The organism is Legionella waltersii (assembly GCF_001468085.1).
GTDB lineage: Bacteria > Pseudomonadota > Gammaproteobacteria > Legionellales > Legionellaceae > Legionella > Legionella waltersii.
Genome location: NZ_LNZB01000060.1, coordinates 711,417 through 734,194, shown reverse-complemented (window position 1 = coordinate 734,194; position 22,778 = coordinate 711,417). Strand labels below are relative to the sequence as shown.

The window sequence follows — 22,778 nt, the reverse complement described above, 5'->3', positions numbered from 1 at the left end:
GAATGGTAAGGCTTTTTGGCTTAGAATTCAATTCTCATAAGAGCTCTAACTTTTGTCGTAAAACTGATCGATTACCTCGGTTAATGGACTCCCTACACTTGCAGAGGGTGGTTTTATCTGTAACAACATAGCAAGGGTAGGGGCTATATCAGTAGTAAATACCTGTTGCGTATACATCTTATGTTGAAATTTAGGGTTAACAAATAATAATGGCACGTAACTATCGTATTGCCATGGGCTTCCATGTGACACGCGGTCCTCGTTTTTGGCGCCATAACTTTGGTAAGGTGGTTGTACAAGATAGACATCACCTGCTCGATAGGTATAGGCCATTCGAGCGACTTTGTTACTTAGCCAATCCTTATCTATATGAGTCATTGGTAGGGGAAATGCTCTATATATTCCAGGTTGATTGCTTAAATTTTCCGCAATAAACAAGCTCACTTTACTTATATCCAATTTTTTTTCGAGAATCAGTTGATGGTCAAGATAGACAAAAGGTGGAGTAACAGACATTACTGTTTGCGACGGCAAATTGTATTGTTGCAGAAGAAGGGATTTAATGCGTTGCTCTATCAGATCAGTATTAATGGGTTTTATCTCAGGTATTCGATGAGCTTTTAAGTAGGCTGGCCCATCGCTGACTCCATGATCAGCGCTGAGAACAATGATTGTATTGTCCAAACCAACTTGTTGATCCACTGCCTTTAATAGCTTTCCAATGGTACTGTCTAAAGACAGTAAATTATCTTCTGCTTCAAGGCTATTAGGACCAAATTGATGGCCTATTGCGTCCACTGCAGAAAAACTAATGGCCAAGTAGTCTGTTTTATTGTCAGATAGGCCAAGCTTTTCTTCCTTCAATAACAGTTCTGCAAAATCCTCTGTTAATTGATCTGCCTTGGGAGAGCGAGAAAGTGATTTGAAATAGGCTTCGGAAGGTGAGTTAACGATATGGTGGGGAAATGTTTGCCCAAAGTCTCCATAATTATGGCGAAATGGTTTGACGTCCTCATTGATGTAGCTTGATTTGGGTTTGGATAATGTCCAATCATAGTTTTGAGGGATGTATCTTTTATTCCAATTTTCAACCCATTCAGGGTATTTATCAAGGTAATAGCGACTAGTAACAAAGCCACCATTCGTTTTATCAAACCAATAGGCCATACCCGCATGTCCAGCTAAGGATATAGCTGCTCTATCCTTTAGTGATACAGCAAAGGCTTTACCCTTTTGTGCAAGGACTATTTCATCACTTAACGTAGATGCTTTAATAAGTTTTGGAGAGCGCCCATCGATTTGAGTGCGTGTGTGCTGTGTTGGCAATATTGTTGCATCTTTGTCTGCTACACAGTATGTCATTTGTCTTGATTTTCTATCAAACCACTCATTATCCACAATTCCATGAAGTGATGGGATGCTTCCTGTAGCTATGCTTGTATGTCCTGCGCAAGTAGTTGTATTTGCATGAGCATGATGTGCATTATGATAATCCAGGCTGTGAGAAATTAAATAATTAAAACCATCATGAGTAAATTGATGTTGATGCTTGTATATCAGATCGCCTCTAAGTTGATCAACAACAATTTGTAATACCAACTTGGGTTGCTGGTTGGCAAATCCAAGGGAACTTAAAAAAGAGACTAATACAATGCTAATTGCTTTTTTCATACCATCACTTAATAGACGTCAATTCTGCGGCTAAAATTAATCAAAATTTAAATAAAAATCAATAGATTGAAATTTAATTAGTTAGTAAAAAGAAAAAGCATGACGAAAAGAAATAATTAGTTTAAACTGGGTTTCAGTGAAGTTGTTTCACTAAATATCATCATGGAGTTTAAGGAGAAAACAAGATGACATTTCAATTAGTGGCTTATGAAAAGCTCAAAGGAAATCTGATAGAAAGCGTTAAAACGTTAATCAAACATTATACACCAAAAGCTGACACTGATGTTGACCCCTCCAAACTGGAAAATTTGCTTAATGGAGTTACTGCTGATAGAAGACCACAGTGTTTCTTTCTGCTCAAAGTCATTGGCTTACTGGATAAATCAAGTGAATCAACAGATTCAAAAGCCCGAGTACTTAATTCGTTAGCATTTTATCTTCATCAAAAAATAGAAGCAAGTTACACACATTTATCACCAACCAACAGTAATCTATATAACGCATTAACAACGGCTCTTGGTTTGAGTAAAGAGAATACTCCTGACAAGCTAGATTTACCAGATATGTATAGTGCATTGAGTGAGTTTTTACGCACTAGGATTTATAAACTAGGGGATCCTCGAAATGGGTATTTGAACGAACAAGTGCTTGATATACCTGATTATGAAATTGAAACTGATTTAAAGGCTATTGAGAACAAAATGCATGAGCTAAGAATTATCAATATAGATGATGCTTATAAAACGTATTTAAAGCTACAGAAGCCAAAAGCAAGTGAGTCTGGCTATTTTGGTAGTTTATTTGGTACAACAACAGTTACAAAGACTGAAAAACCGAAAGCATCCCATAAGAAAGTCTCTAAAAAGCAAGTTGAGACTGTTTCTGAAGAGCCACAGTCAAACGACACGCCTAATAGGGATGAAGTAAAATCCCACGCCATGTAGTATTATGATGCGCCTTTATGCAAATTTGAGGGCGCATTTTGATTCAACAGACAATTTAGTGATTCGCTACATCGGTTTATCGTATCTCACTTCTCTCATAGATGTCCGAGTTAAGCTGGAGTGATGTAAGAGCCAATAAATGGTCGCAGTAAATACCCCTCCAATTAAAGTTGCAAATGCCCATGTAGGAGCCGATACCAATGCTGGTCTTTGTCCTAGACGCTGTAAATTTCCTGCATCCCTCGCTACAGCACCGGCAAATATAACGTGTAGAATTCCATTGATGATCATAATCAAGTAAAAAAAGGTTTGTATTTGAGCATTAAATTGTGAGATTAGGTCATTAAGCATCGTTCAAACTCCTTGAATTTGTTTTGTTTGTCTCCAAGATAGCAGGAAAATAGCTGATACAACAAAAGCAATGGCGACACTTTGTATACTGGATGGAACTTCATTAAAAATGAGATATCCCCAGAGTAAACCGGTTAACGCTACAATACCACCTGTGAGGCTATAAAATACTGGACCAGCTATTCGAATCAGTACAAAAAATAACAAATATCCGATGGTTGATAGGGTAATTTCTAATACAATCACTTGTTTAACCATTGTGAATGGGCCAGTAAGTGGGTAAAAAGCATCTTGTTGAATCACCAGAGGTATCAAAACAAAGGATGCTGTTAATAACATACCTGAGGCGGCGCATAAGGCGTCCATTTCTTTGGGTTGCTTCGCACTGATAAATATTGAGCACAACGCAAACCCTAACGGACTAATCAATGCTAGCAAAGACCAAATGGAATAGAATCCCATTGTATTCAGGCCAACAATCATGAAGATTCCAAGTACCCCTAGGAGTATGGAAATAAAACGCCAGACGTCTGTTTTTTCTTGGCCAGTTAATCGTGCTAAAGGATACACTAAGAGCGGTACAGTATTGACCAAAACAGCCAATAGTCCCGCTGGAATATGGCTTGCGATAAAATACATGTTTGTGTTTGGGATTGCGATTCCAACCAGACCACAAATAAAGAAATAAGGCCAATTGGAGAGTTTTAACAATTGCGCTTTACTTCTAAACAAGCAAATCAATGTTAATAACAAGGCAGGGCCAAGGGACTGCCAAAAGGCATACCCTAGGGGTGGAACTCCATTAGTCATCGCATATTTTGCGAGAGTGTAACCAGAACCCCAAATGAATCCTAATAGAGTTAAAATGAGAGTTGCTTTAATGGTTTTAAACGGGTACATGTTCAGTTATTCATTAAGAATGCTTATTTATTATGCCAGTATATTGGGTTAATAACTACAAAACTTTAGAAATCTGCCCGCATTGTTTGTTCTGTATTCAAGGACATAACAAGTGATTGATCATGCGAATATAAAAGGGAAGTTTTAAATTTTTCTTTTAATTTCAACACAACCTAGGTAACATCAATTTATTTAAAAATCAGGGAGTAAGGATGAACGCTCACGAAATCCCAGTACCGCATTTGACTACTGCGCACTCCGGACCACTTCATCATGTTGAGAAAATCATATTAAGTAAAGTGGCTGAAATTGAATTTTGGTTTCGTCAAAAGTGGAAAGAAACCCCTGCACCAATAACATCCTCAGTGGATCTCCGTCATGCAGGGTTTAAACTGGCACCAGTTGATACTAACTTATTTCCAGCCGGGTTTAATAATTTAAATCCTGAATTTTTATCATTATGCATTCAAGCAGCCCAATCAGTTTTAATTGATTACAAAAGTGACTGCACTAAAATATTAATTTTGCCTGAAAGCCATACCCGTAATAAATTTTATATGAAGAGTTTAGGGGTTCTCAAAACCATCTTTACTAAAGCAGGTTTTATAGTGCGAATTGGAAGTTTAGATCCTGAGCTTTTGGAGCCTAGAGAGGTTCACCTTGATCATGGGGAAACCTTAATGATAGAGCCGATCCAGAGGCAAGGTGATAAGATAGGTTTATCGGATTTTAGCCCATGCTTTATTTTGTTGAATAATGATTTATCTTCAGGTGTCCCAGAGATTTTACAAGGCTTACAACAAAGAATTCGACCAACAGCTAAACTGGGTTGGGCCTCACGGTTAAAATCAAGTCATTTCCAATTCTATGAACAAGTTGCCAATGAGTTTGCAAAATTAATTGCAATTGATCCATGGCTAATTACTCCCTATTTTACATCTCTTGATGGTCTAGACTTCATGGCTCAAGAAGGTATTGAACAACTTGCATTAGCAGTGGATAAGATATTGTATTTGATCACAGAGCGATACAATGAATATGGGATAAAAGATAAGCCATTTGTCGTGGTAAAAGCTGACAATGGGACTTATGGAATGAGTGTGATGATGGTCCATAGCGGGGATGATATACGTCATTTAAACAGAAAGCAAAGAACAAAAATGTCTGCCAGTAAAGGGAGTCAGAAAGTTGAGCGTGTGATAATCCAGGAAGGTGTATACACCTTTGAAACGATGCCTGATGGTGCAGTGGCTGAACCGGTTGTTTATATGATAGGTCAATTCGTTGTTGGTGGATTTTATCGGGTTCATCAAGAGAGAGGTGTTGCTGAAAACCTTAATGCACCAGGGATGCATTTTGAACCATTGGCTTTTGCCCAAGCGTGTAATATGCCATGTGATGACTTAGAAGTAGTCGATTGTCCAAATCGTTTTTACTCCTATGGTGTAATAGCCCGATTGGCTGCTTTAGCGGCGGCTAGAGAAATTGCCGCAATCGGAGGGGAATGATGAAAATCGCGGTACTGATGGATCCTCTGGATAAGATAAAACCGTATAAAGATTCAACAGTTGCGATGATCAAAAGCGCAAAAAAGCTAGGTTGGTCTTGCGTATACTTTACTCAGAATGATTTGTTTTGCAAAGAAGGTCAATCCTATGCGCATATGAATGACATTCATGTGAAGGATGAGCATCATCTTGAGTGGGCAACAATTAACCCATTAGGACTTCTACCACTGACTGATTTTGATGTCATACTCATGAGAAAAGACCCCCCTTTTGATATGGAGTACATTTATACTACCTATGCCTTAGAGTTAGCAGAGAAGAGGGGTGTTTTGGTTGCAAACAAACCCCAAAGCTTGCGTGATGCGAATGAGAAACTTTTTACCCTAAATTTCCCACAGTGTTGTCCTAAAACTCTGGTGTCTCGTGACATCAAGCAATTAAAAGAATTTTGGAGTACTCATAAACAAGTTATTTTTAAACCATTAGAAGGAATGGGCGGGAATTCAGTATTTCATGTGGATGATAAAGGCAGTAATTTATCGGTTATTTTAGAACTGTTAACGCATTCAGAATCTAAATGGATAATGGCACAAACTTATATTTCTGAAATTTCTACACAGGGCGACAAAAGGATTATATTAATTAATGGTGAACCTGTTCCCTATGCATTGGCAAGAATCCCTGCTAAAGGAGAACTAAGAGGAAATTTGGCGGCTGGAGCTCAAGGGAAAGTGGTAGCAATAACCGATAGAGACCGTTGGATTTGTAAGCAATTAGCACCGACTTTGAAAGAAAAAGGGCTGTATTTTGTTGGAATTGATGTAATCGGTGATTATCTTACAGAAATTAATGTCACAAGCCCAACTTGTTTACGGGAAATTGAAGCCGAAACTGCTTTGGATATAGCTGGTGATTACTTACGTTGTCTTGCAACGTTAAAGAATAAAGCATCTGCTTCCTAATAGTCGCATCTTGGATACTAAGTTGAGCTAACTAAGCTGCGACCATTAAGGGAGCAGAAACAGATGTGTTCAAACTCTTTAGAACCTTACTCATCCACATAGTCTGAACCTAATCCAGTCTTTGCGGCTCCTTTGGATTCAGCTAAGGCTGCTTGACTAGCATTTGCATCTTCAATAAATAGTTGGCCAGTGTCTTGCTCAGTGCCTGCAATTAGGTAATTTCTATGCTGTAAGTAAGCATCTCTTATAAAGGCGTATTGATCCAATGCTTGGTTTAGTAAAGGTTCAGTATCAAAGAGCTGAGTACGTAAATCAAGATAACGTAAACCAATTAAACTAAAGACCACTGCGTCATCTTTTATGTAGAAATAAGGGGTCCATAATGCAAACTGGAACAGCCATCCAGACCCATCACGAATAGTGCTGGGGCCTATCAATGGAAGAACTAAATAAGGCGATTTTTTATCGCCCCACTTTGCAAAAGTAATTCCTAAATCATTGTAATGAGGTGTTAATCCAAATTTGGTGGCAACATCAAAGACTCCTGCAACGCCTATTGTTGAATTTATAACAAAGCGCCATGAATCCTTTATGAACCATTTTCCTTCTGCTTGTAAGAGATCATTGGCAATAGTTGGTAACATGTCGATATTATTGTAAGCATTGGTAACTCCTTTCCTTACTACACCAGGTACTACCGCTTTATATAATTTTGCAGGAGGTTTAAGGATAGTTGCATCAAAAGCCATATTGAAGTTATGGACTTTTCGATTAAAAGACTCATAGGGGTCCTCTGGATTTGTCCCTTTGTGCGCACAGCCATTTAATATAAAGGTACCTATCATCCCTGCAAAAATATAAATTGAGCGCATGTTTGTTCTAACTATTCGATCCTTTGAATTGATGTTACACCACTTTATTGCTCTTGCAAACGGAGAAAGGGACAAAAATTAAGGTCGTTTTTTCCAGGACTGGCGTAAAACCCCATCATTGAGGAAAAAATAGTTACCAATGGACGAGTTTTGCACACTAAATGACAGAATTGAACTCTGTTATTAACGAAGGGATTAGGGGCATAAGTCCTGCTTTAGAACTTCATCAGAAAGGTAACTGGGCCGTCATTGCATAAGTGAACTTGCATGTTTGCACCAAAACAGCCACTTTGCGTTCCAGGATAAAGTTGTTGAGCTATAGTCAATAACTCATCAAACAATTGTCTTCCATGTTCCGGTGTCGCTGCACTTGAAAAACCAGGGCGCAACCCTTTTTGGGTATCGGCCATCAATGTGAATTGAGGAACCAGCAATAACCCCCCCTGAATGTCTCTTAAACTAAGGTTCATTTTACCTTGCTGGTCACTAAAAATACGGTAATTGAGGCAACGTTCAATCATGCGGTTTAAAGTGTCTGATGAGTCACTAGGCTCAAACCCACAAAGAATCATCATTCCCTGGTTTATTTTTCCAACAGTTTCTCCATTGATATCAACTCTGGACTGAGTAACTCGTTGTATGACAGCTAACATGCTTCCAAACCTTGTTTAGAAATTTCTTTACTGGCGTAAATTATAGCATCAATGATTCCAGATTCTCTATCTGAATGTCCTGCATCCCTAACGATTCTTAGATTAGACGCTGGGATGGCTTTGTGTAATTCCCATGCGTTCGCTAAGGGGGATACTAAGTCGAATCGCCCATGAACAATATACGTGGGAATGTGACGAATTTTATTCGCATGAGCTAGCACTTGATTTTCTTCAATAAAATAATGATTGTTGATGTAGTAGGATTCCAATGTTGCGAGAGCTAGAGCGAAATGAGGATCGCTGTACTGATCAATAACGTATAAGTGAGGTTGTAAGCTACTGCATCTTGCTTGCCACAATGCCCAATTCTTTGCAGCCCCCATTCTTGCTAATTCATTAGGACCTTGTAAACATTCGGAATAAAAAAGAGGGATATTATCTAATCTATTTTCTGGAACATTACCAGTAAACTCAGCCCAATAATCTGGATAAACTAAGCTAGCTCCATGTTTATAGAACCAGTCAGAATCCCCTTGTCTACCTAAAAATATTTGATGAACTAAAAGTGCTTTAATGTGATGAGGAAATTGTTGTGCATAAAGCAAAGCCAATAGAGATCCCCATCCTCCTCCAAAGAGCACAAATTCTTTTAGGTTAAGATAATCACGAACAGCATCGATGTCATCTATGAGTAATTTTGTGTTGTTTTCTTTGATTTCCAAATGGGGAGTTGAGCGTCCGCATCCTCTTTGATCAAATAAAATAATTCGATAAGTTTGGGGGTCAAAAAAGCGACGGAGGTGTGGATCTGCTCCGGCCCCTGGTCCTTGATGTAAAACGATCACAGGGATCCCCTCTGGATTTCCAGTTTCCTCGATATACAGCTTATGCAGGTTACTAACTGGAAGTTCATGCTGAGTATATGGTTTGATAGCTGGATAGAGGGTATGCATTTGAGTCCTTTATGAATGTAAGTTCAGTGTATTAAACGAGTAGCCCTATTCTGGCTTCTAAAAACACCTTGTATTTTGCGCTGTGATTGATTTGAATGCAAGACATTCATTGAATACCAAAGTTTCTGCCGAATACCCCCTTTGAATTGCACGACAAATTGAAGATAATAACCGCTTTATCTACCTTGGAATAAATACATGGGAACTGCAGCACTAATTAAAGGGTTGAATGATAAGCAGGTCGAAGCCGTAACTTCACCTCTTGGTAATATGCTAGTGTTGGCAGGTGCCGGTAGCGGAAAAACGCGTGTATTAGTAAGCAGAATTGCATGGTTAATTGAAGAGTATCATCTGTCTCCTTTCGCAATTTTAGCGGTTACATTTACCAATAAAGCAGCGGGAGAAATGCGTGCTAGATTGAGCAGCATGCTCTCGACACCCATTCAAGGATTGTGGGTAGGTACCTTTCATGGCTTGTGTCATCGTATACTGCGTCGACATTTCAACGAAGCACATTTAACGGAGCACTTTCATATCCTTGATTCTGAAGACCAAGCAAGACTTATTAAAAGAGTCATTCAAACTTTAAATTTGGATCCTGATCAGTGGCAGGTCAAACAGGTCCAATCGTTTATTAACGGAAAAAAGGATGAGGGGTTACGTCCACAACATATTAATCCATTAAGCTATGGCCCTACTAAAACCTTAGTATCAATCTATCAAGCTTATGAACAGGCATGTCAAACAGCTGGGGTGATTGATTTCGCAGAAATTCTATTGAGGACACATGAGTTATTTCTTAATCATAAAGAGATTCTAGAGCATTATCGTGAACGCTTCCAAGCTATTTTGGTGGATGAGTTCCAGGATACTAATACCATCCAATATGCTTGGATCCGCTTGCTAGCCGGTGAGAGGACCTCTGTACTTGCGGTCGGTGATGATGATCAGTCAATTTATGGTTGGCGAGGAGCCCGAGTAGAAAATATTCAACAGTTTTCCCGAGATTTTAAAGACACTCAAGTGGTGAGACTCGAGCAAAATTACCGTTCAACTTCTACTATATTGGATGCTGCAAACGCCTTGATACAAAATAATAATTCGAGAATGGGCAAAGAATTATGGACCGAAGATCGTGAAGGTGAAAAAATTCTGGTGTACAGCGCTTTTAACGAACTCGATGAAGCTCGTTTTGTTGCAGAACGAATTAAAATGGAACTGGATCAGGGAGGAAGCGCGGACGACTTAGCGATTTTATATCGCTCAAACGCTCAATCACGAAACTTTGAAGAAGCACTATTGCGTGCTGGAATTGCTTATAGGATATATGGAGGAGTTCGTTTCTTTGATCGAGCTGAAATTAAAGACACGCTGGCCTATTTACGCTTATTAGTCAATCCAGACGATGACACTTCTTTTGAAAGGGTTGTGAACTTACCGACCCGCGGTATTGGTGAAAAAACAATCGATGAACTGCGACAATTTGGTAAAGCGGAAGCTTGTTCTCTTTGGAAATCGGCAAAATTGATGCTTCGAAATAATAGTTTAGCACAGCGTTCAAGCTCTGCGTTGATAAAATTTGTTGAGTTAATCGAACGCTTACAAATTAAAACGACAGCATTAGAGTTGGACGAACAAATTCTTGAAGTAATCCACTCAAGTGGCTTGTATGCTCATTTCGGAAAAATAAAAGGGGACAGATCAGAATCTCGTTTAGACAACTTGCAAGAATTGGTTAACGCCGCTAAACAGTTCCGTTATGAACAAGATACAGAGAATGAATTGCCTCTTGTGAATGCATTTCTTGCACATGCCTCACTTGAGTCGGGTGAGATGCAAGCTGAGGACCATGAGCGATCCGTTCATTTGATGACTTTACACTCAGCGAAAGGTTTAGAGTTCCCTACCGTTTTTTTGGTGGGTATGGAAGAAGGTGTTTTTCCTGGTAGGCAGTCCATAGAAGAGCCTGGCAGACTGGAGGAGGAGCGCCGATTGTGTTACGTCGGTATGACTCGAGCTATGAGAAAACTCATTTTGTCATATGCGGAAGTACGCAGATTGTATGGGCGTGAGGAGTATCATCGTCCTTCTCGCTTTTTAAGAGAAATACCTCAACAATTTCTCGATGAGGTGAGGGTAAAAACACGGGTTCAGCCCACGAGTGCTGGTAGAAGTCAGGTTAACTTTGTTGAGCAAGAGTCTGGTTTAGCTATCGGACAAAATGTCCAGCATGCTAAGTTTGGAACAGGGGTTGTGTTAGCTGTTGAAGGGAGTGGTGCGCACACAAGAGTTCAAGTTAAATTCAAGGAGCATGGGGTAAAATGGTTGGTTTTAGCCTATGCTAATCTCACTGAATGTTCTTAGAACATGAGTGGCTATTAAACCACTGTCGTGTAATATATTGAATTTTTCCTCGCTGAATGGTAGGGTTCGGGCTGGTCGTAAAATAAGTGAATGTTTAGATTTTGAATGAATGAAATAGTTTGCTGTTTATAGTTAACATTTAATAAGGGGAATAGTGTGAAATTGACAAAATTAGTAATCGCTGGGGCTCTGGCAACTACTTTAATATCGCCTGTCATTATGGCTGCAGATACATCAACCCCTCCAATGACAGACGCCCAGAAGAAAGACATTGAAAAAGTGATACATGACTATTTAGTTGCTAATCCAGAGGTCTTGGTTGAAGCATCACAAGCGCTACAACAAAAACAACAGCAAAACATGCAACAACAGGCGCAGGCAGCAATTTTAGAGAATGCGGATCAACTATTCCAAGGAAAGTATACTGTGGTTGGCAATCCCAAAGGCAGCGTTACTGTGGTTGAGTTTTTTGACTATCAATGCATTCACTGTAAAAAAATGTCTCCCACTATAAATAACTTGCTTAAAAAGGACAGTGGTTTAAGAGTCATTTATAAAGAGTTTCCGATCTTCGGTAAGAGCTCTGATTTTGCATCAAGAGCGGCATTAGCTGCAGGCATGCAAGGAAAATATCAAGTCATGCATAATGCACTCATTGAAACAGATAAACGTCTAGATGATAAAGTAGTTATGGATATTGCGAAATCAGTAGGTTTGAATTTGGACAAAATGAAGAAGGACATGGACAGCAAAGAAGTGACAGACATTTTAGACGCAAATCGACAATTGGCTGAAAAAATGCATTTGATGGGGACTCCAGCATTTATTATTGCTGCGACTCCAGATGGTCAGTTCAAAAAAGGTACTGAGCCATCATTTATCCCAGGCGCTGCAAGCGAAGACTCTTTGCGAGAGCTGATAAAGAAAGCTGCGGGTAACTAAGCTCCATTTTTAATGTGGTTTGGGCTGAGCACAACGAGTGCCGCTACTCCGTTAAAGTAAACTCAGTTGTTCCCGCGTTAGCGGGAACCTGTTCTGAATTTGGCATCGGGCTGATTCTATAGATCGACCCATGCCAGTGCGAGAATGCTGCCTTAACTAAATGGTGGTTAACAAAGCAAAGCCCTAACTACGAGTAATTTGATAGTTGTTTATTTTTGAGAATTTCATGAGCAAGCCCACTACATTCCAAGACATTATCCTTACTCTGCAACAATATTGGGCCAAACAAGGTTGTATCATTTTACAGCCATTAGATTTGGAGGTTGGTGCAGGTACATTTCACCCAGCAACTTTTTTGCGCGCGATTGGCCCTGAACCTTGGTCTGTTGCCTATGTTCAGCCCTCTAGAAGACCTACTGATGGTAGATATGGTGAAAATCCTAATAGGGTACAACATTATTACCAATTTCAAGTGATTTTAAAGCCGTCTCCTATAGACATCCAAGATAAATATTTAGACTCCTTACGTGCTTTAGGTGTGGATCCTTTGCACGATGATATCCGCTTTGTGGAAGACAATTGGGAGTCTCCTACTCTGGGTGCTTGGGGTTTGGGTTGGGAAGTTTGGCAAAACGGCATGGAAGTTTCACAGTTTACTTATTTCCAACAGGTTGGTGGTTTGCCCTGTAAGCCAGTAACAGGCGAATTAACTTATGGATTAGAACGAATTTCAATGTTTATTTTAGGGGTAGATAATCTTTTTGATTTACCTTGGGGCTATACACAGAATGGTTTAGTCACCTATGGAGATGTGTTTCATCAAAATGAGGTAGAAATGTCTGCTTTTAATTTTGAGCACGCTAATGTCGAAGAACTATTCCGACAATTTGATTATTATGAGGCAGAAGCTCAACAGTTAATTGATTTGCAATTACCCCTTCCAGCGTATGAAATGGTTATCAAGGCGTCTCATGCATTTAACTTATTGGATGCACGTAAGGCCATTTCAGTGACAGAACGACAAAGATACATATTGCGCGTACGACACTTATCCCGATCAGTAGCCCAGGCTTATTATCAAGCACGTGAGGCTTTAGGTTTTCCTATGCAAAAGGTGAGCAATGGTGAATGATTTTATTTTTGAATTAGGGTGTGAAGAACTACCTTCTGGTTCAGTTTGGCCTTTAGCAGATGAATTAGCAAATCACTTCATTTCAGCGCTTGGAAAAGCACAACTAAGTTTTGGTGAAGTTCGACGATACGCCACACCTAGACGCTTATCAGTGGTGGTTAAGGAGCTTCAATCCCAACAAGCCACACAGAATATAGTGAAAAAAGGACCTGCACTCATCGCTGCGTATGATAAAGAAGGTAAACCTACTCCAGCCTTACAAGGCTTTGCAAAATCTTGCGGAGTTGATCTCGGTGAATTGCGACAAATAGAAACCGATAAAGGAGACTGGATTGTTTTTGAAACGGTACACGCTGGGGCAAAAACAAGTGATTTATTACCAGAGTTAATTAAAGGAGCTATTAGTTCCTTATCTATTGCAAAGCCTATGCGTTGGGGGAATGGTCATGATGAGTTTGCAAGACCTGTGCACTGGGCAGTGATGCTGTATGGGAATGATATCATTGAAACTTCAATTCTTGGAGTGACGACTGGAAACACAAGTCGTGGGCACCGTTTTCATCATCCAGAACCCATCGTAATTAGTTCTGCAAGCACCTATGAAAAGCAATTGAAAGATGCATTTGTCATCGCTGATTTTTCCGAACGGCGGCAAATGATTCTTGATCAAGTGCAAGAGATAGCTTCTAAATTAGAAGCAAATGTTGTTATGCCTGATGATTTAGTTGATGAAGTATGTTCAATCGTCGAATGGCCACAAGCATTATTAGCTAATTTTGATAAAGAATTTCTTGATGTGCCTTCAGAGGCTTTAATCGCTTCAATGCAATCACATCAGAAGTGTTTTGCTTTAAAAGATAAACATGGAAAGCTATTGCCTCACTTCATCACTGTTTCAAATATTGCGAGTTTAGATCCAGTGAAAGTGGTCGGTGGAAATGAAAAAGTCATGCGTGCTCGTCTAAGTGATGCTGCATTTTTCTTTAGACAAGATAAAAAACTTCCGTTAAGCACGCATATTATTTCTACCAAACAGGTCGTATTTCAGGTGAAATTAGGTAGTGTTTACGATAAAACACAGCGCATTGCTACTGTGATGAATTTTTTAAGTCGCAATTTATCCATTAAAGAGGACTTGGCTGACAGAGCCTCCTCTCTTAGTAAATGTGATTTGCTTACCGGAATGGTGGGTGAGTTTCCTGAATTACAGGGTATTATGGGATACTATTATGCTTTGCATGATGGAGAGGACAAGAATGTGGCTCAGGCCCTCAATGAGCAATACATGCCCAGATTTTCAGGTGATTCTCTTCCTGAGTCCAATCTGGGAAAAGCGCTGTCACTAGCGGATAGAATAGATACCTTAGTTGGAATTTTTGCAATTGGACAGAAACCAAGTGGTGTAAAAGATCCATTCAAATTACGTCGACATGCTCTTGCTGTTGTAAGAATTTTGACTTCTATGGATACGCCTCTGAATTTATCCACATTGATCAAAGAAGCTCTTGATAGTTATGGGACTGTATTGCCTAAAGAAGGAATCACAATGGTTTCTGAGTTAAAACCATTTATCTTAGATAGATTGCAATCCTATTATCAAAGCATGGGGTATAGTGTTGATTTGGTTAATGCGGTTAAAGCGCGCCAAGATGATTGTTTCTATGATTTGGATAAAAGACTAAATGCCTTGAAATCGTTTATTGCTATGAGTGAGGCTGCCTCATTATCTTCTGCATGTAAAAGAGTGGGGAATCTATTAATTCAGTCATCAAAAGAGGCTGAAGCCCTTTTAGAGGTTAATGAGAGTATTATTGAACATCCGGCTGAACAGGGATTGTATGAGCAAATTAAAAAGATGACTATGCGTACAGATGCTTTGTATTGCTCAGGTAATTACACCGAGTTACTCAAGCTACTAGCGAGCTTGAAAGAGCCGGTTGACGCTTTCTTTGATCAAGTGATGGTTATGGTAGATAATACTGCGGTGAAAAATAATCGATTGGCCCTATTAAAGCAATTGCAATCGTTATTAAGCGGGGTGGCTGATATCTCTTTGTTGCAGATGGTATGAACAAAGTCATCTTACTCGACAGAGATGGCATCATCAATCACGACTCTTTGCAATACATCAAGAGCCCTGATGAGTTTAACGTTATTCCTGAGAATGTTTTAGCCATTGCGAAGCTTAGCAAGGCTGGTTATAAAATAGGGGTGGCAACCAATCAATCTGGTGTTTCCAGAGGTTTATACACTGAAAAAGATCTAGTTGCTATTCATTCCAAGATGTTAAGCATTATCGAGAAAGCCGAAGGGCATATAGATGCGCTTGAATATTGTATTCATATGCCTGATGCAGGGTGCTCTTGCCGAAAACCTCAACCAGGAATGTTGTTGGCATTAGCTAAGCATTTTAATTGCGATTTGCAAGGTATCCCTTATGTGGGTGACAGAGTATCTGACATTGAAGCAGCTATTGCAGCTGGAGCAACACCAATTTTAGTTCTATCCAATATGACTGATTTGGAAGCCTTAAAAAAATACCCCCAAGTCCCTGCTTTTCAGTCTTTAATGCAGTACGTGAATAGCTTGTTACATCAATCATGACTGTGATTAAGTCGGTTGATTATCAAAGCAATGACTTATTGCCTATAGCTCAAGCTTTAGCAGAAAGACTTGGTTTATCTATTGATAGAAATGCCTCTTCTTGTTTGTACGTTTCTGAAGATCGACTGAACTTAAAACTACCTAAATTCTCCTTGCTCTCAGCCGATTTCAGCTATTCTACTTGGGAAAGAAGAAAAAGTGAGGGGAAAAAACAAGGATTAGTTCGAGCTTGCAAACCAGGCGTAGGACTTAAAATAATTGATGCAACTGCTGGTTGGGGGAAAGACGCTGCTATATTAGCTTCCTTTGGAGCAGAGGTTTTAATGGTCGAACGCAATGCTATCATTGCTACGCTATTAGCAGACGCTTTGTCCAGGCGCTCTGAATCAGATATGGCGGCAATGAGCTTATCTCTAACAGTAGGTGACGCATTTACCTATTTAAGTTCATTGTCCCATGAAGAATATCCAGATATCATCTATATAGATCCCATGCACCCTGAACGTAGCAAATCAGCACTGGTTAAAAAGGAAATGCAAGCCCTTCAGAGTTTGATAGGACCAGATATGGATGTGATCGAGCTTATAGAGATAGCTAGATCGCGTGTAAAACAGCGAGTAGTCGTTAAGTGGCCTCAAAAAGTGGGAGCACTTTTAAAACCAGAAGCCAGTATTATCGGCAAAACAGTACGTTTTGATATTTATTTCCCTAGAGCGAAAAATGGTGACGGATCCTAGGGGGGGCCACCTTCCTTTCGCTTGAGCTGGAAATTAACAGTAAACGATTATCCGCTCCCTTATGGTCGCGGCTCTGTGTACGAATTGAGGATCTCAGTTCAGTTTGCTAGGTGTTAAATCCGAGCCGCGACCGTGACGGCTGAGAAATCGACTCATTGTTTAAAATGGGGCCTTTATACCAAAGCTCGGGTGCTTCGCCGAATGGCGCTGCCTTAAGCGTTGTCATTAGGTTCATCTATACGGCCCGCATCGTTCCGCTTGCTGACGCGCACGGCCCGGTTCCTTCTTTGCTCTCTGAATCAAATCCTAGTCACAGCGGGGAGTGAACCGAGCCGCGCGCGTCAGCAAGCGGATATGGAACTATACGCTTTCACGTATGACGCTGCTTACGGCAGTGCCATTCGGTGAAGAGCCGGACCTAAGCTTACTGACCATCAGAGAAGAGATTAGTTGGGGGACTATAATAGGAGTCTATTCCTCAGCCGTAAGGGATTGGATAAATCCATTCAACACAGCACTTGACCGTTGTAAATTCGGATCAAAATGACCGATTAAAAAGCAATTGTTCATAAATTATCTATACTTTAAAAAAGAATACTTAAAGCCAAGTACTAAATTATGGTATGGGAAATTTTTGCAACAGATGCCTATCTACTCACAAAAAGATATAACTCCCTCAATGAAATAATTGAAGATCCTTGGGGGCCAGCACTTGCTTATGCACAAGATATGGAACACATCGATTGGATTAATTTTCAATTTAAAAATTTTATCATTCGCGAAAGAGTATTGAACCAAGTCGTTCAGATAAATATTGATGGTGAAATGTATCCTTTAAGTAACTACATTTCGAATCAACCATTAGTTTATGGAGATTTTATTACCGATCGATCAGGTCCTAAATTTGGTGGTTACTTATTTGATAATCCAGGCAGTGAGTATTTAACAAGCAGTATCAGTGACAAGGAAAGGAAGGAGCTCCTGGCAATGCAACGGCAAAAAACACTAGAGTTTTGTCATGAGCAGGGCATAGCTCCTTTACCTGATGAGCAAACCATGGAACATGCACTATCCATTTTCGGAAGACTTCATCAAACTCAAAGAAAATTATCGGATTTTGATCTTACAGCGGTTGATACTGCACAGTTTGAACAATCGGTTTTAGAAGAGCTCTATCGAAGCGATAAACTAAGTCCACATGAGAAAGAGACATTAAGAATGTTACCCAATTTAGCTTCTGCTATTGGTAAAACAGCTTGGCAATGCGGTGGACGAATTCAAACTGACCTCATTAAGGAAATGCTTAGTATGGAGTATCCTTCACCGGAACTTTATAAAGATAAGGTTTTGAAAGGAATGATTCACCCTAATAGCGCGAGGTATATAGCTCCGGGTCAACCTGGTCACGACCCACAGAAAACATTTGTCCATCTATTGATTGAGGATGTTGGTAAAACAGTACGCGCTGAGTATTTAGCTTTTTACAAGAGGTATAACATCGAGCCACCACAATTTTACCTTCCTGATAGCTCTGGGTTTCCTGACACAAGTTATGGTACAGGGATCCCTTTTTTAGAAGCAGAAATAGCTCAAATAAATAGGGACGGCACAGTTGTTGTATCGACGCATCGAGAAAATGCTGAAATTGGAGACATCATTTGCGACAACAGCTCGATTTTTGGAAAGATATTCAATCCAGCAAACAACTTTCGACGGGCATGCCATGAGATAGCGAAACTTGGAATAAGTAGAGAGTCAATCGAAGAGGCTCTTAATGATATTGAGCATGTGAATTTGGATCAAAACGAGGTATTTGAAAGTACATTGGAAGTACTGTATGAACAATACCCAGAAAAAGAGCAGCAGTTATTGCAAATCATCAATGATTACTATGACCGAAAGCAATTTATGGAAACAGGTTTGATTTTTGAAGAAGCTGGTAAAAAGGAGTCTCAGTCCCAATTATTTAGTCGGGAAAAGAAAACTGGTAAACTGATTGGTAATGTCTCGGACACAGGTGTGTTTCTTGTTGGTGCTTTAAAAAGAGCAAAAACCTCGACAGATCAGCAAGAAAGAGAAACAGCTACTGCGCATGTGCAAATGACTGTATTAACCACTCTAATCAATGTAGCCCGATGGGGCATTAATTCTTCAAATTACATGTCTGTAGGACATACTCATAGTCAGCTATCAAGTAGCGAGTTTCAACAATCCTTAAATGCACGCTCCTATGAAGCAAGAGGTTCTTCGGGAATCAGAAAGCAATTAGGTTTAAACAACATCTCTGAGGAAGAAGCGTCAAGAAGACTTGCAGAATATCAGGAGGGTTTTCAACCTGTTTGGAAAGCCATTCATGACAATGGCGAGTTTTTTAGATTAATTGATGATTTTAGACGATGCAAAACTGAATTGATAAATGCGACTCTAGAAAATCAGGGTGATTTACAAATTGATTTTAAAAATGCTCGAGACAAACTTAAACAGTGTGTGGCTCATATTGTACAAACTCAAATGCCAGAGTTATATAAAAAATTAGATCCAGAAAATAATCAATCCGAGTTGGTCATAAATAGTTTGATGAATCAGCTGGAGGAGTCGATCGACTTTGGTTTAAACCGAGAAATGATGCTACATCAAAAGAAATCAACTGGCGTAACGCTTGCTATAGTGGATGAAGAGGCAACTGAAGGAGAGAAATATCTTTTGTCCGAAGAGCAGGAAAATCTGCTGAATAAGTTAAGATTACTCTTCGAATCTTTGAAAGCAAATGAGATGCGTCTAGAAAAACTTAAAAATCAGTTAGGCAAGAGGGCGGCTCCTATATCTCAGTTTAGGTTTATTACAAATCCAGCTGATAAGCAAGAGCGTTATGCACACTATTATTTGCCCAAGCTTATCCGTAAAATTGAATTACAAATAATATTAGAGAAAGATAAGCTAATGAAAGTGACACCAGAGGAACAAATATCAGAAATTGAACAACGGATTAAAAAGTGCAAAGAAGATGTTTATGCTCTATCACGTGTTGCTGATGATAGCCCCCATGAGAGTATTCATGCAGGCAAGTCTCCAAGAAAGTAAATTTTTGCAAAGGTGGATGAAATGACTTTTATTGAAATTATTACTCAGCAAAAACCAATAGGCTCGCAGCAACAGATGCGTCAAAAAATGGCTCATTCAAACTTTAGCAAGGCATTGAACCAAGTGGATTTTGAGGAATCAAATTTGTATGAAAGTGAATTTAATGAAGACGTAAATGATTGCAATTTCATGAATGCTAAATTAGCAGGCTCAACGTTTAGAAAGAACATAAAGGGGTTCAGCTGTTTTTCAGGAGCAGACCTCAATGGCGTTCATTTTTATGGGGAATGTGATCATACCGTTTTATTCATTGGATCCAATATTTCTCCCGATGACACCAAAAGCCTAGGTGGTATTCAAACAGTGTCTCAATTAGAAAAGGGCTTACGTGAGGGTCAATACACACAGGATCAGATAGATACCTTGTATAAACTATTGAGCCTTGCTTATCAACAAGTCGGTGAAGCGTTAGAGACGTTTGCGAAAACGCAGTACCATATTAATGATAATCACCTGGATCATATCCACTTAGCCATGGAAATAGTAAAAAAACACATGTCCTCTAATCCCCAAGACTTATACAGTATAAAAATATAGTGTATAACAATGTTAAGGGTTTAGTGAGTCGGATGCATGTAAAAAGTACATCAACCTTATTCAAAGTCAGACAATTCTTCCCTCAATCGCCTTTCTTCGAAAAGATCTTCAATTTTTCGTCGTCTTTCAAGTTTGGTAGACGGACTTGCTTCGGTGATGTTTGCCTCTTCTGCATCACTAAAATCGTCCACTTCAATATCAAATTCATCAAATCGACGAGCACTCATAGCCATCTCCTTAGCCAACTCGTTAAGTCCATTTACAATGGTTAAGATATCAAAATTTTAAGTAGGAATATAGTTATATTTATCAAGTGATTGAAATTATTTGGAAAAATGAGGTTGTTGTATGATTTTAGTGAAGCCAGTCAGCTGGTTTAGTGCGTCACTGCAGTTATTCACTCCCTTACGGTCGCGGTTTGGTTTGCTTTGTTCTAAATCCAAATCGTGGCCCTAAGGGCTGGGGAATCGACTCAGTGTTTTAAATGGGGCATTTATACCAAAGGTCGAGTCTTTCGCCTAATGGCGGCGCTGCCTTAACCGGTGTCATTAGGTTGGCCCGTACCGGTCCGCTTGCTTACGCGCGCGGCTCGGTTCACTCCCTGCTGTGACTAGGATTTGATTCAGACAGCAAAGAAGGAACAGAGCCGCGCTCTTCATCAAGCGGATACGAAACTATCTGCTTTCACGAATGACCCTGCTTAAGGCAGCGCCATTAGGCGAAACGCCCGACATTACTGACCATGAGAGAAGAGTTTAGTGGGGCACTATAATTGGAGCTGATTCCTCAGCACTATAGGAGCGAATGAACCATCAGCTACTCAACTACAACCTAGAAATGACTAGTTGTTTTGTAATACTCGTCGTTCTTCATCTACAGCTTCTTGCTGCAGTCTAGCTTCTTCAAGTTTTCTGGTCTCACGGAGTCCCTTCACTTCTTGTTTCATTTCTTCTTGAGTTGTCCCTCCCTTTTCAACCAGTATGGGTTTGAATTTACCCATTCCTTTTATGATTTCCTCGGATTGTTTCTTGAGAGTGGCATATTCATGTTGATGATCTTTGAACAGAGCCTTGTCATCAATGTCCTCCGTGTCTTTACCTTTGTCGTTTTTTTTCCACATTACAGGAATAGCTTTTCCATTAATTTGGATATTAATTTTTTCAGGCGGATATCCTGCTAATATACAAGCCTCATAGGCTACCCTTGCTTTTTCCCTAGCAATTTCATCGCTATGGAATCCTTTGAGATTCATGGTAATTTCATCATCAGGATTAGCAGATCTAACGGCTTGTGCCATGAGCAATAAATCAGCCTTTAAATTGTCATGGACAGGATTGTTGTAAAACTGGAGTCTATCCTTAAGACCGAAACTAATTGTCCAAGTTGCGGTACCGGTTTCATCGTTTTTAGTTTTAATAATTTCCTTGCCACTGTTTGTGTATAAACGTTCAAAATCATTGAGTGTAATTCCACATAACCTGATTTCATCTCCAGAGCCGTCCAGATCAACACGCAATGGATCCATCACATAATTGGGATCCTCTTTTTTACGTCTCTCGTGGTAAGCCTGTTGTACATTAAGAACATTTTGCCTTTGCTTTTCATTGTGGATCATGGTTTGTCTGATCAAACCAATTTGCAGCATTTGATTACTGGCTGCTTGTTCAAGATTCTTCAACGATTCTTTAGACGAGTTGTCAAATTCTTGGAGTTGTTTGGTATGGGATGCTTTTAGGTCATCTATTACTCTCTTCTTAGCGGCTGGATAATCATTTTCATCAGTGCCTGTTGCTTGCATAAAATGGCTTTTAAAACCATTAACACTATCGTCATTAAAGTTTTCTGTAAGTTGACGTAATTCAAGCTGCTGTTGATCGACGAGCTTTTGCCTTGCCTCTGTAACTTCCTGGGCCATAAACTTGGTAAGATCACCCGCAAAATAGGTCTGTGGTACCTTTGCTAATAGTTTTTTAAAATCTTCAGAAAGGCCTTTGAAATTCTTTTTAACAGTTGCAAGTTCAGGGGGCTGTGCTAATGACTGCTTGATTTTATCTCTTACGAACTTTTTATGTTCGTTATCGTCCTTATCATCCTTCAAACGTTCAACAAAACTGACTCCATTGGGTAATTTCGTGTCTTTATTAAAGCCGCTGTAATCACCAACGCGAACGGCATCTACCTTATCAAAAGCAGAGGCATCGAATGATGTTTTATCACTGATGCCAAGTTGGGCGCCTCTTAATAAAGGATCGACTTTCCCCCCCTGCGACATGGCTGCCTTTTCAATTTCTTCATTAACGAAATGCATCCAGCGAGTGTCAGTAATTCTCTTAGCAACAGTCTCTTTTACTGAGTTCTTTGCAGATACAGCTTTTGATTTTACTGAATTCATTACTGCGTCAAACTTCGAAGTGCTCATACCAGTGCCTCATAGAAAATCTATATATTAATAGTATATCAGTAATTTATTAATTTAAAATTAACCGTAACCATTCACCTTCATTTAG

At 39.6% G+C, this 22,778-nt stretch carries 19 protein-coding genes; 11 read left to right on the top strand and 8 right to left on the bottom strand.

All coding sequences use genetic code 11. From position 1 onward, the window contains the following. Positions 1–45: 45 nt before the first annotated feature. A complete protein-coding gene (locus Lwal_RS16445) occupies positions 46–1,671 on the bottom strand; it encodes an alkaline phosphatase family protein (protein ID WP_058481865.1) in 1,626 nt (541 codons plus the stop codon). 185 nt (positions 1,672–1,856) lie between these two features. Between Lwal_RS16445 and Lwal_RS16440 the strand changes: the two genes are divergently transcribed. Continuing rightward, positions 1,857–2,615 carry a hypothetical protein gene (locus Lwal_RS16440; protein ID WP_058481864.1) on the top strand — a complete coding sequence of 253 codons (759 nt, stop codon included), beginning with the start codon at positions 1,857–1,859 and terminating at the stop codon, positions 2,613–2,615. 66 nt (positions 2,616–2,681) lie between these two features. Here the strand turns inward: Lwal_RS16440 and Lwal_RS16435 are convergent, their stop codons facing one another. Then, positions 2,682–2,966 (bottom strand): hypothetical protein, encoded by a 285-nt coding sequence (locus Lwal_RS16435; protein WP_058481863.1) that lies wholly within the window; start codon positions 2,964–2,966, stop codon positions 2,682–2,684. A 3-nt stretch (positions 2,967–2,969) separates the two neighbouring features. Beyond that, positions 2,970–3,866: a DMT family transporter gene (locus tag Lwal_RS16430; RefSeq protein WP_058481862.1), complete on the bottom strand. Its 897-nt coding sequence runs from the start codon at positions 3,864–3,866 to the stop codon at positions 2,970–2,972. 212 nt (positions 3,867–4,078) lie between these two features. Between Lwal_RS16430 and gshA the strand changes: the two genes are divergently transcribed. After that, complete coding sequence (gshA, locus tag Lwal_RS16425; RefSeq protein WP_058481861.1) at positions 4,079–5,374, top strand: glutamate--cysteine ligase; 1,296 nt, start codon at positions 4,079–4,081, stop codon at positions 5,372–5,374. Beyond that, positions 5,374–6,336 (top strand): glutathione synthase, encoded by a 963-nt coding sequence (gshB, locus tag Lwal_RS16420; protein ID WP_058481860.1) that lies wholly within the window; start codon positions 5,374–5,376, stop codon positions 6,334–6,336. The genes gshA and gshB overlap by 1 nt, the downstream gene beginning before the upstream one ends. Before the next feature lie 86 nt (positions 6,337–6,422). Here the strand turns inward: gshB and Lwal_RS16415 are convergent, their stop codons facing one another. The 3 genes from Lwal_RS16415 to pip form a co-directional block, all read right to left on the bottom strand. Further along, on the bottom strand, positions 6,423–7,208 hold the full coding sequence (locus Lwal_RS16415; protein ID WP_058481859.1) for an MlaA family lipoprotein: 786 nt from the start codon (positions 7,206–7,208) through the stop codon (positions 6,423–6,425). A gap of 215 nt (positions 7,209–7,423) precedes the next feature. Next, a complete protein-coding gene (gene dtd, locus Lwal_RS16410) occupies positions 7,424–7,861 on the bottom strand; it encodes a D-aminoacyl-tRNA deacylase (RefSeq protein WP_058481858.1) in 438 nt (145 codons plus the stop codon). Next, positions 7,855–8,814: a prolyl aminopeptidase gene (gene pip / locus Lwal_RS16405; RefSeq protein ID WP_058481857.1), complete on the bottom strand. Its 960-nt coding sequence runs from the start codon at positions 8,812–8,814 to the stop codon at positions 7,855–7,857. Before pip ends, dtd begins: the two co-directional genes overlap by 7 nt. A 198-nt stretch (positions 8,815–9,012) precedes the next feature. Between pip and uvrD the strand changes: the two genes are divergently transcribed. The 8 genes from uvrD (at position 9,013) to Lwal_RS16365 (ending at position 20,271) form a co-directional block, all read left to right on the top strand. Beyond that, the gene (uvrD, locus tag Lwal_RS16400; protein ID WP_058481856.1) at positions 9,013–11,178 is read left to right on the top strand and encodes a DNA helicase II; all 2,166 of its coding nucleotides are present in this window, start codon (positions 9,013–9,015) and stop codon (positions 11,176–11,178) included. A gap of 156 nt (positions 11,179–11,334) precedes the next feature. Then, a complete protein-coding gene (locus Lwal_RS16395; protein WP_058481855.1) occupies positions 11,335–12,120 on the top strand; it encodes a DsbA family protein in 786 nt (261 codons plus the stop codon). A 226-nt stretch (positions 12,121–12,346) separates the two neighbouring features. Continuing rightward, positions 12,347–13,252: a glycine--tRNA ligase subunit alpha gene (gene glyQ / locus Lwal_RS16390; protein ID WP_058481854.1), complete on the top strand. Its 906-nt coding sequence runs from the start codon at positions 12,347–12,349 to the stop codon at positions 13,250–13,252. Further along, positions 13,242–15,323: a glycine--tRNA ligase subunit beta gene (gene glyS, locus Lwal_RS16385; protein ID WP_058481853.1), complete on the top strand. Its 2,082-nt coding sequence runs from the start codon at positions 13,242–13,244 to the stop codon at positions 15,321–15,323. Before glyQ ends, glyS begins: the two co-directional genes overlap by 11 nt. Then, positions 15,320–15,856, top strand: a complete 537-nt coding sequence (gmhB, locus tag Lwal_RS16380; RefSeq protein ID WP_058481852.1) for a D-glycero-beta-D-manno-heptose 1,7-bisphosphate 7-phosphatase — start codon at positions 15,320–15,322, stop codon at positions 15,854–15,856. Before glyS ends, gmhB begins: the two co-directional genes overlap by 4 nt. Continuing rightward, positions 15,853–16,593, top strand: a complete 741-nt coding sequence (locus Lwal_RS16375; protein ID WP_058481851.1) for a class I SAM-dependent methyltransferase — start codon at positions 15,853–15,855, stop codon at positions 16,591–16,593. Before gmhB ends, Lwal_RS16375 begins: the two co-directional genes overlap by 4 nt. Positions 16,594–17,211: 618 nt before the next feature. After that, positions 17,212–19,674, top strand: a complete 2,463-nt coding sequence (locus tag Lwal_RS16370; RefSeq protein ID WP_058481850.1) for a hypothetical protein — start codon at positions 17,212–17,214, stop codon at positions 19,672–19,674. A gap of 21 nt (positions 19,675–19,695) precedes the next feature. Beyond that, on the top strand, positions 19,696–20,271 hold the full coding sequence (locus Lwal_RS16365) for a pentapeptide repeat-containing protein (protein WP_058481849.1): 576 nt from the start codon (positions 19,696–19,698) through the stop codon (positions 20,269–20,271). A 56-nt stretch (positions 20,272–20,327) separates the two neighbouring features. On the opposite strand, the gene Lwal_RS17665 is transcribed toward Lwal_RS16365, so the two are convergent. Beyond that, positions 20,328–20,498, bottom strand: coding sequence for a PA3496 family putative envelope integrity protein (locus Lwal_RS17665; RefSeq protein WP_165481847.1), 171 nt, complete (start codon positions 20,496–20,498; stop codon positions 20,328–20,330). Between the two features lie 614 nt (positions 20,499–21,112). Further along, the gene (locus Lwal_RS16360) at positions 21,113–22,690 is read right to left on the bottom strand and encodes a hypothetical protein (RefSeq protein ID WP_058481848.1); all 1,578 of its coding nucleotides are present in this window, start codon (positions 22,688–22,690) and stop codon (positions 21,113–21,115) included. Between the last annotated feature and the right edge of the window lie 88 nt (positions 22,691–22,778).

Coding starts and splice junctions, on each gene's coding strand:
- Lwal_RS17665 (WP_165481847.1), bottom strand. CDS start 20,498: ATGAGTGCTCGTCGATTTGATGAATTTGATATTGAAGTGGACGATTTT.
- glyQ (WP_058481854.1), top strand. CDS start 12,347: ATGAGCAAGCCCACTACATTCCAAGACATTATCCTTACTCTGCAACAA.
- Lwal_RS16430 (WP_058481862.1), bottom strand. CDS start 3,866: ATGTACCCGTTTAAAACCATTAAAGCAACTCTCATTTTAACTCTATTA.
- gshA (WP_058481861.1), top strand. CDS start 4,079: ATGAACGCTCACGAAATCCCAGTACCGCATTTGACTACTGCGCACTCC.
- glyS (WP_058481853.1), top strand. CDS start 13,242: ATGGTGAATGATTTTATTTTTGAATTAGGGTGTGAAGAACTACCTTCT.
- Lwal_RS16415 (WP_058481859.1), bottom strand. CDS start 7,208: ATGCGCTCAATTTATATTTTTGCAGGGATGATAGGTACCTTTATATTA.
- Lwal_RS16445 (WP_058481865.1), bottom strand. CDS start 1,671: ATGAAAAAAGCAATTAGCATTGTATTAGTCTCTTTTTTAAGTTCCCTT.
- uvrD (WP_058481856.1), top strand. CDS start 9,013: ATGGGAACTGCAGCACTAATTAAAGGGTTGAATGATAAGCAGGTCGAA.
- Lwal_RS16440 (WP_058481864.1), top strand. CDS start 1,857: ATGACATTTCAATTAGTGGCTTATGAAAAGCTCAAAGGAAATCTGATA.
- Lwal_RS16360 (WP_058481848.1), bottom strand. CDS start 22,690: ATGAGCACTTCGAAGTTTGACGCAGTAATGAATTCAGTAAAATCAAAA.
- dtd (WP_058481858.1), bottom strand. CDS start 7,861: ATGTTAGCTGTCATACAACGAGTTACTCAGTCCAGAGTTGATATCAAT.
- Lwal_RS16370 (WP_058481850.1), top strand. CDS start 17,212: ATGGTATGGGAAATTTTTGCAACAGATGCCTATCTACTCACAAAAAGA.
- Lwal_RS16435 (WP_058481863.1), bottom strand. CDS start 2,966: ATGCTTAATGACCTAATCTCACAATTTAATGCTCAAATACAAACCTTT.
- gmhB (WP_058481852.1), top strand. CDS start 15,320: ATGAACAAAGTCATCTTACTCGACAGAGATGGCATCATCAATCACGAC.
- pip (WP_058481857.1), bottom strand. CDS start 8,814: ATGCATACCCTCTATCCAGCTATCAAACCATATACTCAGCATGAACTT.
- Lwal_RS16365 (WP_058481849.1), top strand. CDS start 19,696: ATGACTTTTATTGAAATTATTACTCAGCAAAAACCAATAGGCTCGCAG.
- Lwal_RS16375 (WP_058481851.1), top strand. CDS start 15,853: ATGACTGTGATTAAGTCGGTTGATTATCAAAGCAATGACTTATTGCCT.
- gshB (WP_058481860.1), top strand. CDS start 5,374: ATGAAAATCGCGGTACTGATGGATCCTCTGGATAAGATAAAACCGTAT.